The following is a 13773-nucleotide window of genomic DNA, read 5'->3' as shown; positions in this document are numbered from 1 at the left end:
TTTCTCACCAACCGTCTTTCTCACAAAATCGCGGCGGGAACGTAGCCCGCGGCGTCCCGATAACGGGCGGTGACCTCACCGATTCGCGCCACGACCGCCTCGACCTGCTCCGACGCCGCGCCGGTGAACGCGATGCGCTCACCCAGCAGCCGCTCCAGCGCCGCGGCGTCCAGCGGGAAACGCTCGTCGGCCGCCAGCCGCTCCACCAGCTCGTTGCCCGCGCCCCGCTCACGCATCGCCAGCGCCGCGGCGACCGCGTGCTCCTTGATCAGCTCGTGGGCGGCCTCACGGCCCACCCCGGCCCGCACCGCGGCCATCAGCATCTTCGTCGTCGCCAGGAACGGCAGGTAACGGTCAAGTTCGGCGGCGATGACCGCCGGGAACGCGCCGAACTCCGCCAGCACGGTCAGCATGGTCTCCACCAGCCCGTCGAAGGCGAAGAACGCGTCCGGCAGCGCCACCCGCCGCACCACCGAGCACGACACGTCGCCCTCGTTCCACTGGTCTCCGGCCAGCTCCCCGACCATGGAGGCATACCCTCGCAAGATCACCGTCAGTCCGTTGACCCGCTCGCACGAGCGGGTGTTCATCTTGTGCGGCATCGCCGAGGAGCCCACCTGACCCTTCTGGAACCCCTCGGTGACCAGCTCGTGCCCGGCCATCAGCCGGATCGTCTTGGCCAGCGAGGACGGGGCGGCGGCCAGCTGGACCAGCGCCGTCACCGCCTCGTAGTCCAGCGAGCGCGGGTAGACCTGCCCGACGCTGGTGAGACGGTGCGCGAACCCCAGGTGCGCCGCCACCCGGTCCTCCAGCTCCGCCAGTTTCGCCCGGTCCCCGCCCAGCAGGTCCAGCATGTCCTGGGCGGTGCCGACCGGCCCCTTGACGCCGCGCAGCGGATAACGGGCGATCAGCTCCTCCAGCCGGGCGAACGCCACCAGCAGCTCATCGGCCGCCGAGGCGAACCGCTTGCCCAGCGTCGTCGACTGCGCGGCCACGTTGTGCGACCGGCCGGCCATCACCGTGCCCGAATGCTCGGCCGCCAGGGCCCCCAGCCGCGCCAGCAGCGCCACACACCGCCCGCGCACCACGATCAGGCTGTCGCGGATCTGCAGCTGCTCGACGTTCTCGGTCAAATCCCGCGAGGTCATGCCCTTGTGCACGTGCTCGTGCCCGGCCAGGGCGTTGAACTCCTCGATGCGGGCCTTCACATCATGGCGGGTGAGGCGTTCGCGCTCGGCGATCGAGGCCAGGTCGACCTGGTCGACGACCTTCTCGTAGTCGGCCACCGCCGCCTCGGGAACCTCCACCCCCAGCTGCGCCTGCGCGGCCAGCACGGCCAGCCACAGGCGGCGCTCGGCCACCACCTTGTACTCGGGAGACCACAGACGGGCCAGCTCCGCCGAGGCATAGCGGGCGGCCAGGACATTGGGGATACGCGGCTTGGCAGTCACGTTCCCTCATTGTATTGCGCCCCGCGAAGGCGAACCCACGCCGGGGCCGCCACCGCCGAAACGGCCGATCGCCGCACGGCGCGAGCCGCACGGCGATCGGTCAAACGGTGAAACGGTGAGGACAGGTCCTAACGGGCCGGCGCCAGCTCGTCGGCGTCGTAGACCTTCACCTCGGCCTCGTGCCGGCCGGCCTTCGGCGTGCGGCGCAGACGATCCTTCGTCCGCTCCAGCATCACATACAGGGTCGGCACCAGCACCAGCGTCAGCAGCGTCGACGACAGCAGGCCGCCGATCACCACGATCGCCAGCGGCTGGGAGATGAACCCGCCCGACCCGGTCAGGCCCAGCGCCATCGGGATCAACGCGAAGATCGTCGCGACCGCGGTCATCAGGATCGGCCGCAGGCGGCGCCGGCCACCCTCGATGACCGCCTCCACGACGCCCAGCCCCTGCTCGCGGTACTGGTTGATCAGGTCGATCAACACGATCGCGTTGGTCACCACGATGCCGATCAGCATCAGCATGCCGATCAACGCCGGGATCCCCAGCGGCGTGCCGGTCGCCAGCAGCATGCCGATCGCGCCGGTCGCCGCGAACGGCACCGACACCAGCAGGATCAGCGGCTGCACGAAGCTCCGGAACGTCGCCACCATGATCATGAAGACGATCGCGATGGCCGCCAGCATCGCCACGCCCAGCTGCCCGAACGCCTCGTCCTGCTGCGCGCTCACCCCGCCGATGGTGTACGTCGCCCCCGCCGGAAGCGACAGGGCGTCCAACTTGGTGGTCAGCGCCGTCGTCGCCGCGCCCAGGTCACTGCCGGTGGCCGTACCCGACACCGTCGCACTGCGCTCGCCGTCGATCCGGGTCACCTGCGTCGGCCCGTCGACCTTCGCCACCTTCGCCACATCCGACAGCTTCACCACGCCGGTCGCGGTCGGCAGCTTCAGCGCGGCGACCGCCTTCAGGCTCTCCGGCGCGTCCCCGCCACGCATGATCAGATCACCGGTCCGCCCGTCCAGGGTGACCTGGCCCAGCGGCGCGCCGCGGAACTGCTGCGCCACCAACTGCCCGATCTGCGTCTCGCTCAGCCCCCGGGCCGCCGCCTTCTCCCGGTCGACCTGAACCTCGATGCGCTGCGCGCTGGCCGCCAGGTTCGAGGCCACGTCCCGCAGCCCGCCCACACCCGCCATCGCCGCGCGCACCGTCTCGGCCGCGCTGTTCAGCGTCTCGGTGTCCGGCGCCTGCACGATCACCTGGAGCTGGTTGGTCGACCCGCCCGGACCGCCGCCACCGCCCACGGTGATCTCACCGGCGTCGGTCACGGCCTTCAGCCGCTCACGCAGCGTCTCCTCCAGCGCCGAGGAGTCGGCGCCCTCGGCGACCGTCACCGAGTAGGAGGCACGATCGCCGCCCCCACCGGACCCGCCCAGGAATCCGCCGCCGCCGCCCACGTTGACCTGATAGGCCTTCACGTCCTTCAGGGAGGCCAGCACCTGCTCGACCTTCTTGGCCGCCGCGTCCGTCGTGGCCAGATCGGTGCCGGGCGGCATCTTCTGGCTGAGGGAGACGGTGTCCTGCCCCGTGGAGTCGATGAAGTTGGTCTCCAGCCGTCCGGCCAGGCCCATCGTCCCCGCGAAGATCACCACACCGACCAGCAGGGTGACCAGCCGCCTCTTCGTCGCGAACCGCAGCACCGGCAGATAGGCGCGCTGCAGCGGGCTGCGCAGCTCCTTGGCCTCGGCCGCCTCGCGAACCGCCCGCGCCTCCTCGGCCGTCAGCACCGGCGCCTTCAAGAACCAGTAGGCCAGCACCGGGATCACCGTCAGCGACACCAGCAGCGAGGCCAGCAGCGCCACCGTCACCGTGATCGCGAACGGCGCGAACAGCTGCCCGACCATGCCGCCGACCACCGCGATCGGCAGGAACACCGCCACCGTGGTCAGCGTCGAGGCCGTCACCGCGCCGCTGACCTCACGCACCCCGTCCAGCACCGCCTTGCGTTTGGCCTCGCCGTACCCCAGGTGCCGTTTGATGTTCTCCAAGACCACGATCGAGTCGTCGACCACCCGCCCGACCGCGATGGTCATCGCACCCAGGGTGAGCAGGTTGAGGGAGTAGTCACCCAGCCACAACGCGATCAGCGCGATGACCACCGACAGCGGGATCGACGCCGCCGTCACCAGCGTGGAACGCACCGACAGCAGGAAGACCAGAATGACCAGCACCGCGAAGATCAAACCCAGCAGGCCCTCGGTCGCCAGGTCCTCGATCGAACGTTCCACATACGGCGCCTGGTCGAAGACCACCGTCACCGCCGAGGCACCGCCGATCGCCTGCGTGATCGCCGGATCGGCCAGCCTCTCACGCACCGCGTGGGAGATCGCCACCGCGTTGCCGTCCGGCGCCATCGTCACCGACACACCCAGGCTCGGCTCACCCTTGGTCCGCGTCAAAGAGGTGCTCGCGGCCTGCTCCCACCTCACCTCGGCCACATCGCTCAGCTTCACCGGCTTGGGCGCCGCCGCGGGACGCTGCACCTGCCCGAGCTGCCCCCCGGCCGCCGTACGGCCCTGCGGCGGCGCCTGCTGACCGGCCTGCGGCGCGGCGGCCGGCAGGAGATAGAGGTCCTTCAGCTCCTGCAACGAGGTGATCCGGCTGCCGACCTGAACCGTCAGCGACGTCTTGTCCTCGGTCAGGTTGCCCGCCGCGACCGACTGGCCGTTGGCGCGCAGCGCGTCGGCCACCGCGGTCGGCGCCAACCGGCGCGCGGCGAGCTCCTTGGCGTCCGGGACGATCACCACGTTCTCGTCCCGGGTGCCGGTCACCGTCGCCTCGCTGACACCGTCGATGCCCTGCAGCTCCGGCACCAGGACCCGCTCAAGGGTGTCGGCCCTCTCCCGCTGGTCACCGCCGTCGCTCACCGCCAGCACCAGAACCGGGATGTCGTCCGTGCCGCCGGTCACGACCTGCGGCTCCACCCCCGCCGGCAGCTGGGCCTCGATCCGCGACACCGCCTGCTGCATCTCGGCGACCGCCGCGTCGATGTCGGTGCCGTACTCGAACGCCACCTGAACCTGCGCCATGCCCTCCCTGGAGGTCGAGGTCAGCTCGGTGACCCCGCCGATGCCCTGGAAGCTGCTCTCGATCGGCTTGGTGACCTGCTCCTCGACGATCTCGGGTGAGGCCCCCTGATAGGGGGCGACCACGAACGCCCCCGGGAACGAAAGCGATGGCAGCAGCTGTTGTTTCAGCGAGGGGATCGCGAAGGCGCCGAACGCGCTCAACACCAGCGCGATCATTATGACGAGGCTGCGGTTGGCAAGGCTCAACCTGGCCAGGGCGGTCATGGGGGCGGGCTCCTAGGGGGACGTCATCATAAGATTCGCCCCAGACTAACACTTCGCTTTATACGAATATTTAACGTTGCCGTGTGATCCTGATAACCTTCTCAGGAAGCGAGAGGTGAGTGTGGACGACGAACGGGACCGGCTGATCGACCAGATCGGTGAAATGCAACGCGACCTGGGACGACTCATCGCCCAGAACCGCTCCTCCTCGCCCCTCTTCGACTCCAACCTGACCATGCGCCAGCTCAAAGTCGTCATGATCCTCTCCCACCGCGACTCCGCCTCCGGACAGGATCTCGCCCATCACCTCGGCGTCGGACTCGGCACCGTCACCGGCATCGTCGACCGCCTCGTCGGCCACGGCCTCGTCGCCCGCCGCGAGGACGCCCACGACCGCCGCGTCCGCCGCGTCGAACTCACCCCCGCCGGGCGCACCCTCACCGAGCAGATCGCCGACACCGGCCTCGCCGACTTCCGGCGCCTCCTCCAGCGCCTCGACACCGCCACCCTGCACGACCTCTTCACCGTCATGGACAAACTCCAGGACACCGCCATCGCCCTGCAGATGGAAACGATCCAGGACCACGCCACCTCCCCATGAACCAGCACCGCCCAAAGGTGGGATGATAGGTTCCATTGGCATGTCTGGGTACCTCGACGACCTCTTCTCCCTCACCGGCCGCGTCGCCCTCGTCACCGGCGCGAGCTCCGGCATCGGACACGCCATCGCCCAAGCCCTCGGCCGCGCCGGCGCCTCCGTCATCCTCGCCGCCCGCCGCCCCAAAGAACTTCACGAAGCCACCCAAAACCTCCACAACCTCGGCATCCAAGCCGCACCCATCAGCGCCGACCTCGCCAACCGCGACGACATCACCCGCCTCTGCCACCAAGCCACCACCCCCTTCGGCGACATCGACATCCTCGTCAACAACGCCGCCAACAACATCCGCCACCCCATGAACGACCTCACCCCCGACGACTACGAACAGACCATGGCCGTCAACATCACCGCCCCCTACCTCCTCGGACAACACTTCGGCCCCCGCATGGCCAGGCGCGGCTGGGGCCGCATCATCAACATCGGCTCCCAGCAATCCATCAGCGCCTTCGGAAACAGCGGCGCCTACGGCATCTCCAAAGCCGCCATCACCGGCCTCACCCGCTCCCAAGCCGAAGCCTGGTCACCCCACGGCGTCTGCGCCAACACCATCGTCCCCGGCTTCGTCCTCACCCCCCTCACCCAACCCGCACAAGCCATCCCCGGCCGCACCGAAGCCCTCGCCGCCCGCACCATGACCGGCCGCAACGGCACCCCCACCGACTTCGCCGGCATCGCCGTCCTCCTCGCAAGCCACGCCGGCGCCTACCTCACCGGCCAGACCATCTGCGTGGACGGAGGACTCTCCGTCCACTGAGGGGGGCCGCCGGGATACGAGCGAAAGGGGCAATGGGTCCGTAACGCTGCTGGTCAGCGCTGCGGGAGGTCCGGCTCGGTGCCACGAGTTGCTGTAGGCCCTGGCCAGGCGTCGTTGTCGGCGAGGGCGCGGTAGAGCGAGGCGACTGAGGGGTGCTGGCCGGTGTTCTTGCCGGTCTTGATGGTCAGCTTCTTCACGATGTCGGGCATCGGGGTTCCCCTGTCGCGGAGCGCGCGGGCGAAGAGCACGTCGTCCTCATCGAGCACCTTAGGTCGGCCGCCGTGGTTGCCGCGTGCGGCGGCGGCCTGCTGGCCTTCGAGGGTCTTCCCGCGGATGTAGTCGCGGTCGAGCTGGGCGGCGACGGCGAGGACAGCGAAGAGCATGGAGCCCATGCCGTGCGGGTCGTAGATCCCGGTCAGTGGCCCGGTCAGCAGCTCCAGCTGTACCCCACCGCCTTGCAGTTGGGCGGAGAGGGTCATCAGCTCGGCGGCGTTGCGGGCGAGGCGTTTCATCTCGTGCACGGTGAGGATCACCGGCTGGTCCGGCGCGGCGGTCTTGATCTCGTGGGCGAGGGTGAGTGCCTTTTCCAGTTCGGGTCGGATCTTGATGCGGGTGCTGATCTTTTCGGAGAACACCCGCGTGCAGTGCGCGGCCGCCAGGGCATCGAGCTGGCTTTGCAGTTCCTGGGTGGCGGTGGTGCAGCGGACGTAGCCGATCCGGATCGGCGTCCCGTTCGTCTCCGGCTTCGCCGCGGCGACCTCGGGGCCTTGTGTCCATTTCTTGCCCGGTCCCCGGTCGGCCGGGACGGCCACGGTGATGTTCGTCCCGTAGCGAGGGCACGAGGATGAACCGTGCGGTGTGGTACTTCGCGGCGGTCTTCCCAGCGCGGGTGCGGCAGGCGCTGCCGGCGGGGAGGTCGCATTGCGGGCAGGGGTGGCGTTCGACCGCGGCCGCGGCGTCGTCGGGTCCGAGTTGTATGCCGACAATCTCGCAGAACTCTGTCAAAACCAAGGGTAGTTGTGAGAGGTGTTGTGCGAATCGCGCCTGCGGATCTTCGACTCGGATCGGGCTGTTCGCAGAACTGTCACAACTGCTTATTTGTGAGAATCGCGGAACGTGACAGCCGTGGCCGGAGGTCGCCCGGTGATGTGAGCGACAGGTGGTGGCGGGCCACGAAGACGCCGAGCGCCGCCGCCCTGTACCGAGAGATCGATGTCCCCAGAAGTATCAAGGAATCCGCCCGGCGCCCACGCGGCCGCCACCACCCCAAGCACCAGGACCAGATGTCACGATCCGGTACTCGAACATCCCGGGAAGCACCCGCTACCTCGGAACGTCCTTACCTACGGATCGGGAATCCCGATGAGGTTGATCTTGCTGGGGTCGGCGTACTTCGCGGGGGGGGGCTTCGAGCTGGCGGGGTACGGCACCGGATCGCGCCGAACTCGGCCGGAGATAGGTCTTGCCCTTTCGAGCCACAACTGCGCGCTCAGCTGACGGCAGCGCCGAACCACTTGGGCAGCTGGCTGATCAGATCCTGCTGGTCTTCACCGACCCACGCCACGTGGCCGTCAGGCCGCAGCAGCGCCGCGGGCACGTCCAGTTCCTCGCTGACGTCGACGACGTGGTCGACCCGCTCTTCCCAGCCCCCACCGAAAGCCGGCCGGTCTGGTCGAGCAGCAGTCCGCGGCCGCCGTGCATCAGCTCGTAGAGGCGACCCCGCTTCAGCTCCACGTCCCGCAGCCGCTGCTTGAACTCCTCGAGGGTCGGCGGAACCGTGCGGTCCTCGGCAGGTCATCGGTCCCGGACGGCCCGTCTCGGGCTCCGTCCGCCGAAGGCTCATCCCTGGACGTCACAGACGCCAGAGCGCATATCCGTTGATTTTGGCGCCAGCACTACCGGGACCCCTGGGAGCGCCGGCGACCTGGTCGTCGGTGATCTTATGGAAGCGCCGCGCCATCGCGGTGATCGGCCGCGGTGGCCTGATCAGCCAGTTCCTCGGGCGGCCGATCGTGCCGCTCTCGATCGCGACGATCGAGATCTCCACCAGATCGGGTGGTTGCTGGCCGTTGCCCTCGACGTCGACCATGGCGTAGTCGAACGCGGTCTATGGAGTACTGGATTCAGCCATTGGTCGTCGCCTCCCATCCGATGTCCGCGCGGCCGTGCCGGTTGAGGTGGTGCGGGTGCCCGGCGTCGTGGACCTGGAACGCGAACGCGTGCTGCAGCAGCGGTCATTGCTGGTTGAGGTATGTCAGCGCGGCGACGACCCGACGGTGCCGGGTGTCGTCCGCGAGGAGGCCCAGCTTGAGGAAGATGTTCCGCACGTGTTTGAGCACTGCCGCCTCGGTCACGTGCAGGGCGGCGGCGATCTCACGGTTGCCGTCTCCGCGGGCGATCAGCTCGAGCACTTCCCGCTCGCGCTCCGTCAGCGCCTCCAGAGGGCTCTTGCGTCGCCGAATCAGCGCCGTCACGACCTCCGGGTCGAGCACGGTCCCCCCCGCCGCCACCCGCCGCAGGCTCTCGACGAAGTCCGCCACTGCGCCGACTCGCTCCTTGAGCAGATAGCCGATGCCACCGGCGTCGTCGGCGAGCAGATCGCCGACGAAGCGGGTCTCCACGTGCGCCGAGAGCACGACCACCGGAAACCCGGGCCGGCGTCGCCGGAGGTCGACCGCGGCCTGGATGCCTTCGTTCGTCCAGGTCGGCGGCATGCGCACGTCCACGATCGCCAGGTCCGCCCGCTGATCGAGCACTGTGGCGGAGAAGCCCACGACGTCGGCGCTCGCCGCGACGACCTCGATCCCCTCAGGGCCGAGCAGGGACACCAGCCCCTCGCGCAGGAGCGTGTCGTCCTCGGCGATCACGGCTCGCACGGCAGTCCCATCCGTATCGTCGTCGGTCCGCCACTCGGGCTCGACAGGTCCAGCCAACCACCCAGCGCCTGGAGCCGGGCCGCCATGCCCGACAACCCGCTCCCGCCGGACGGTGCTGCCCCGCCACGACCGTTGTCGGTCACGACGACCAGCACCTCAGGACCACGATCGCCGTCCTCCCAGCGGAGCTGCACGTCGGCCTCCGTCGCCCCGCTGTGCTTGACGACGTTGGTCAGGGCCTCGGCGATCGAGAAGTAGAGCGCGGCATCGACGGCGGCAGCCGTCGGGGCCGGGCGGTCGACGTGCAGGCGGGTGGGGACGGGGGACAGGTCCGCCAGCGCACCGATGGCCGGGACAAGCCCCTCCTCAGCGAGCACCGGCGGGTAGATGCCGCGGATGACTCTGCGCATCTCGGTGAGGGCGTCCGACGCGGCCGACTGGGCCTTCGCCAAGGACGGGCCGGGGTCATCGCGGCCGGTCTCGAGCTGGCGCTGGGCCATGCCGACGTACATCGTCACGGCCACGAGGCGGTTCTGGGCCGCATCGTGCAGATCGCGCTCGATGCGTCGCAGCTCTGCGGTGTGGGCCGAGACAGCTGACCGACGACGGACCTGCTCCAGCTGCGCGCGCAGCACCAGCTCCTGCTGCCGGGTCGGGGACAGGAGGCGAGCCGTCGAGACGGCGTCGATGCGGGCCACGACGGGCGCCATCAGCCACACCCCCAGGCCGACCAGGGCGATGGCGAGCGAGGCCAGCGCGCCCCACCACGACGTCACGGCGAAGAAGGATTCGGCCGGCTTGCCGGCGGGGAACGCCCACCAGAAGAGGGCGATCAGTGCCGAGTTGATCGAGATCAGGGGCAGGACCACGGCGAACAGGGCGAGCGGGACCCCTGAGACCACCCGCAGCGCCGCCGCGAGCAGGTCGCGCAGCAGCGCGCCCCCGTCGGCATGGGCCCGGACGGCCGAGCGTCCGGGGGTGCCGGCCGGTGGGTACGGGGAGGCGACCGGCCTACGGAGCAGGTGTCCGGCGCGCGAGCGTTCGTGATCGGCCCAGCGGCGTACGGCCGAGGACGCGGGCCCGGCGAGGACCAGCCCGATCCCGACGACCGACAGCAGGGCGGTCGCCACGACGACCACCAGCGTCACAAGGGCGGTGAGGCTGCTGACGGCATCCCCGGCCAGGTGCCGGACGGCGCGCACCTGCCGGCTCATCGCGTTGACGGGCCGGTTGTCGCGGCTGCCATGGCCCCTGCTCACGCCGACCATCGTACAGTCTCGGGCACCCGTCGCCGTGGGCCCGCAACGCCTCGCCGGGGTAGCGGCAGCGCTACCTCCCAACGGAGCGTCCACGGGATGGTGCGGGCCACGCGGCGAGCCCAGAGTTGTCATAATGAAGCAGAGAACACCACGGTCCACGGCGCCCGCGGACGCGCCGCCTCGCCCCGTCGTCGTCCGAGGCGTGAGCAAGACGTACGGCAGTGGCCGGGCGAAGGTCTCGGCGCTCAGCGCGATCGACCTGACCGTGGAGCCGGGGACGTTCACGGCGATCATGGGACCGTCCGGCTCAGGCAAGACGACGCTGCTGAACTGCCTGCTCGGGCTGGAGCGGCCCGACTCCGGCACGATCCACCTCGGCGGGCAGGAGATCAGCCGCCTGAGCGAGACCGAACTGGCCGTGCTGCGTCGCTCGCGCATCGGCGTCGTGTTCCAGGCCTTCAACCTGATCCCGGCGTTGTCGGCCGCCGACAACATCTCGCTGCCACTGCGGCTCGCGGGAGAGCCGATCGATCCCCGGGTCGTGCAGGAGCTCGCCACGGCGGTCGGCGTCGGCGACACTCTGGCGCGCCGCCCGGCAGCGCTCTCGGGCGGTCAGCAACAGCGCGTGGCCATCGCCCGAGCCCTCATCACCCGCCCCGAGCTGGTCGTGGCCGACGAGCCGACCGGCTCGCTGGACACCGCGTCGGCCGAGGCGGTCCTGACGTTGTTGCGGTCGATCGTGGACGAGCTCGGCCAGCAGGTGCTGCTGGTCACCCACGACCCGTCCGCTGCCGCGGTGGCGGATCGGGTCATCTTCCTGGCCGACGGCCGCTGGCACGACGAGGTGTCCGGGGGGTCCGCGGCTGACATCGCGGCTCATCTGGCGCGGCTGGGGCGCCGGGCATGAAAGACATCGCACGGCTGACCCGGCGGGGCCGGCGAGGACAGGTCGCCGCCGTCTTCACGACCGTCCTGTTCTCGGCGATCCTGCTGGGCGCGCTCGGCCTGCTGTTCGAGACCGGACTGCGGGGGCAGGTCAGCACGGGAGAGTACGCCAAGGCGCCGGTCCTGATCGGGGCTCCGCAGTCGGTGCCTGTGAAGGAGGATGTCGACATCGCCGTGCCCGGCCGCGCGCTGCTCCCGGAGTCGCTGGTCGACGAGGTCACCCGGACGGTGCCGGATGCGCGAGTCGTCGTCGACCAGGTCCTGCCGGCGGTGCTGGCCGGTCGGGACCCCCTCCCGGTCACGGCTCATCCTGGCGAAGCCCTGGCCCTCGGCGACAGGACCGTCGTGGCGGGGACGACGCCCCAGTCGGCCGGTGAGGTCGTGCTCCCCCGTGGCCTGGCCGCCGACCGGTCCGTCGACCTTGGCGACGCGGTCGACATCGCCTTCGGGGGTGAGGCCCGCCGGTTCACGGTCGTGGGCCTGACCTCCGCCGACGACACCGGCGTCGACGCCGCCGACATCTACCTCACCGGCGCCGACATCGGCCGCAACAGCGCGCGCGACGACCAGGTCGCGGCGATCGGGGTGTGGCCCGGCAGTGAGGGCACTCGCGGATTGCGGGAGCTGGTCGATCGTCACGGCGCCGTGGTCTGGGACGAGGGGCGGCGAGGAGAACTCGAGGTCGTGCGCCAGGGCCAGGCCAAGGCGACGCTCACCTCTGCCGCCGGCGCGTTCGGTGGACTCACAGTCATCGTGACGCTCTTCACCGTGATGGCCCTGACGTCGCTCCAGGTGCGGGAGCGTTCCCGCGAGCTCGCGATGCTGCGCGTGATCGGTGCCACGTCCAGGCAGGTCCGCCAGCTGCTGGTCGGCGAGATCCGGCGCGTCGCGCTCGTGGCGGGGATCATCGGCAGTGTGGGTGGCCCCCTCCTGGGGGCGTGCATGGTCGGTGTCGGTCGCTGGAGCGGGACGCTGCCCGCAGGCCTCGATCCGGTCGTGGGCTTGCTGCCCGTCGTCATCCCGGTCGTGGTGGCCGTGCTGGCCGCCGAGGCGTCGGTGCGGATCGCGGCCCGCCGGGTGGTCGGGCGCGGCAGCCCGCTGTCGGGCCTGCGGGGTGGCGACGAGGCATCGGGTCCGTCCAGCAGCCGGACCCGGCTCGCCGCCGGGCTGGCGGTCCTGGCGCTCGGGATCGCGATGGCAGCCGCACCCTGGGCGTTCTCGGGTGACGGGGCCACAGGGCTCAGTGGTCTGTCGAGCCTGGTGATCGCCTTGTCGATCGGGCCGCTGAGCCCGTGGGTCGTACGTTCGGCGGCGCGGATCGTGCAGGGACCGGCGACGCGTGGCGCGACGCAGTACCTCGCGTTGAGCAACGTCCGGCTGCGAGCGGCGCGGGTGGGCGGTGTGCTGGCTCCGGCAGTCCTCGGCGTCACGCTCAGCTGCACCCAGCTCTTCGCCAACGCGTCGGCGGGAGCCGTCGCGAGCGACCAGGTCGATGCCGGCCGACGAGCAGATCTCGTTGTGATGGCCGGTCCCAGCGGGATCGACCGCTCGACGGCGGAGAAGGTCGCCGAGACTCCCGGGATCCGCTCGGTCGACCAGGTCGCGGCCGGCACCGTCGTCGTGCGCGGACCGGCTGACGACAGCGCGTGGCAGGTGCTGCCGGTCCTCGGGGCCGACGGCGACGGCCTCGCGCGATATGCCGACCTCGACCCTCGGGGAGGTGGCCCGCTGGTCCTCGCGCCTGACGAGATCGCCCTGGGCGTGCAAGGCGCGGACATGCTCTATGCCGAGATCGGTGATCAGGTCACCGTGGTGCTGGGCGACGGCCGCACGATCGACCGTCGGGTCGCGACTATCTATCGGCGCGGGCTGGGCTTCGGCGAGGTGGTGCTCCCACTCGCGGATGTCCGGAGCGCCACGGCGTCCGGGCAGGCGACCGCCATGGTGATGACCCTGTCGCGCGACACGACGGAGCAGCAGGGCGCGAGTCGCGTCGCCGAGCGGCTTCGGGACCACCCGGGCGTGGAGATCGTGCGGTCGCCGGTCGTGTCCGATCCCGAGGCGTCGGTGGGCGACCCGGCGTCGTTCCAGGTGGTCCTGCTGGTGATCCTGTGGGGCTACATCGCGATCGCGGTGGTGAGCTCGCTCGTGGTCGGCAACCTCGCCCGACGGGCCGAGCTGACGCTTCTGCACGCGGTGGGAGCGACGCCGGCGCAGCGACAACGGGTGGGCCGGTGGGAGGCGGCGTTCGTCGCGGTGACGGCGTGCGTCGTCGGCATAGCGGCAGCGGTTCCCGGCGCCTCCGGGCTGGTGTACGCGCTGAGCAACGGGGACCGCGCGATCCCGGCGATCGCCCTCGGTGGCCTGCCCCTCGTGGTCGTCCTGACGTCCGCGCTCGTGCTCGGAGCCGGCGAGCTGTCCGCCCGGTCGTTCAGGACGCGGTCACAGCGTCCGTGACCGCCGAGCCCCGCGGCTGC

At 70.5% G+C, this 13773-nt stretch carries 10 protein-coding genes and 2 pseudogenes; 4 read left to right on the top strand and 8 right to left on the bottom strand.

Going from position 1 to position 13773, the window contains the following annotated elements; translation table 11 throughout:
* Positions 1 to 20 precede the first annotated feature (20 nt).
* Together purB and J2853_RS11535 are read right to left on the bottom strand one after the other, a co-directional pair.
* On the bottom strand, positions 21 to 1451 hold the full coding sequence (gene purB / locus J2853_RS11540; RefSeq protein ID WP_307557170.1) for an adenylosuccinate lyase: 1431 nt from the start codon (positions 1449 to 1451) through the stop codon (positions 21 to 23).
* Between the two features lie 128 nt (positions 1452 to 1579).
* Positions 1580 to 4801 carry an efflux RND transporter permease subunit gene (locus tag J2853_RS11535; RefSeq protein ID WP_307557168.1) on the bottom strand — a complete coding sequence of 1074 codons (3222 nt, stop codon included), beginning with the start codon at positions 4799 to 4801 and terminating at the stop codon, positions 1580 to 1582.
* 115 nt (positions 4802 to 4916) lie between these two features.
* Here J2853_RS11535 and J2853_RS11530 point away from each other — a divergent pair, with 115 nt between their 5' ends.
* Positions 4917 to 5402 (top strand): MarR family winged helix-turn-helix transcriptional regulator, encoded by a 486-nt coding sequence (locus J2853_RS11530; protein ID WP_307557166.1) that lies wholly within the window; start codon positions 4917 to 4919, stop codon positions 5400 to 5402.
* Between the two features lie 40 nt (positions 5403 to 5442).
* Positions 5443 to 6216 (top strand): SDR family NAD(P)-dependent oxidoreductase, encoded by a 774-nt coding sequence (locus tag J2853_RS11525; protein WP_307557164.1) that lies wholly within the window; start codon positions 5443 to 5445, stop codon positions 6214 to 6216.
* Between the two features lie 53 nt (positions 6217 to 6269).
* Here the strand turns inward: J2853_RS11525 and J2853_RS11520 are convergent, their stop codons facing one another.
* From J2853_RS11520 to J2853_RS11500, 6 genes and pseudogenes are all read right to left on the bottom strand, one after another.
* Positions 6270 to 7028: a recombinase family protein gene (locus J2853_RS11520; RefSeq protein WP_307557162.1), complete on the bottom strand. Its 759-nt coding sequence runs from the start codon at positions 7026 to 7028 to the stop codon at positions 6270 to 6272.
* A gap of 52 nt (positions 7029 to 7080) precedes the next feature.
* Positions 7081 to 7221, bottom strand: a pseudogene (locus J2853_RS48130) (zinc finger domain-containing protein); the annotation flags it as partial.
* Between the two features lie 484 nt (positions 7222 to 7705).
* Positions 7706 to 7965: pseudogene (locus tag J2853_RS11515) on the bottom strand (aromatic-ring hydroxylase C-terminal domain-containing protein); the annotation flags it as partial.
* A 103-nt stretch (positions 7966 to 8068) separates the two neighbouring features.
* Positions 8069 to 8305 (bottom strand): 3'-5' exonuclease, encoded by a 237-nt coding sequence (locus tag J2853_RS11510; protein WP_307557160.1) that lies wholly within the window; start codon positions 8303 to 8305, stop codon positions 8069 to 8071.
* 145 nt (positions 8306 to 8450) lie between these two features.
* On the bottom strand, positions 8451 to 9092 hold the full coding sequence (locus J2853_RS11505; RefSeq protein ID WP_307557158.1) for a response regulator: 642 nt from the start codon (positions 9090 to 9092) through the stop codon (positions 8451 to 8453).
* Positions 9080 to 10351: a sensor histidine kinase gene (locus tag J2853_RS11500; RefSeq protein WP_307557156.1), complete on the bottom strand. Its 1272-nt coding sequence runs from the start codon at positions 10349 to 10351 to the stop codon at positions 9080 to 9082. The genes J2853_RS11505 and J2853_RS11500 overlap by 13 nt, the downstream gene beginning before the upstream one ends.
* Before the next feature lie 133 nt (positions 10352 to 10484).
* On the opposite strand from J2853_RS11500, the gene J2853_RS11495 reads away from it, so the two are divergent.
* Together J2853_RS11495 and J2853_RS11490 are read left to right on the top strand one after the other, a co-directional pair.
* On the top strand, positions 10485 to 11258 hold the full coding sequence (locus J2853_RS11495) for an ABC transporter ATP-binding protein (protein WP_370879226.1): 774 nt from the start codon (positions 10485 to 10487) through the stop codon (positions 11256 to 11258).
* Positions 11255 to 13753 (top strand): ABC transporter permease, encoded by a 2499-nt coding sequence (locus tag J2853_RS11490; RefSeq protein WP_307557152.1) that lies wholly within the window; start codon positions 11255 to 11257, stop codon positions 13751 to 13753. Before J2853_RS11495 ends, J2853_RS11490 begins: the two co-directional genes overlap by 4 nt.
* Positions 13754 to 13773: the final 20 nt, after the last annotated feature.

Origin of the sequence: Streptosporangium lutulentum (assembly GCF_030811455.1) — a bacterium.
In the GTDB taxonomy this organism is placed as follows: domain Bacteria; phylum Actinomycetota; class Actinomycetes; order Streptosporangiales; family Streptosporangiaceae; genus Streptosporangium; species Streptosporangium lutulentum.
Note: the sequence above shows the minus strand (reverse complement) of the source record. Positions and strands in the feature narration are given on the sequence as shown.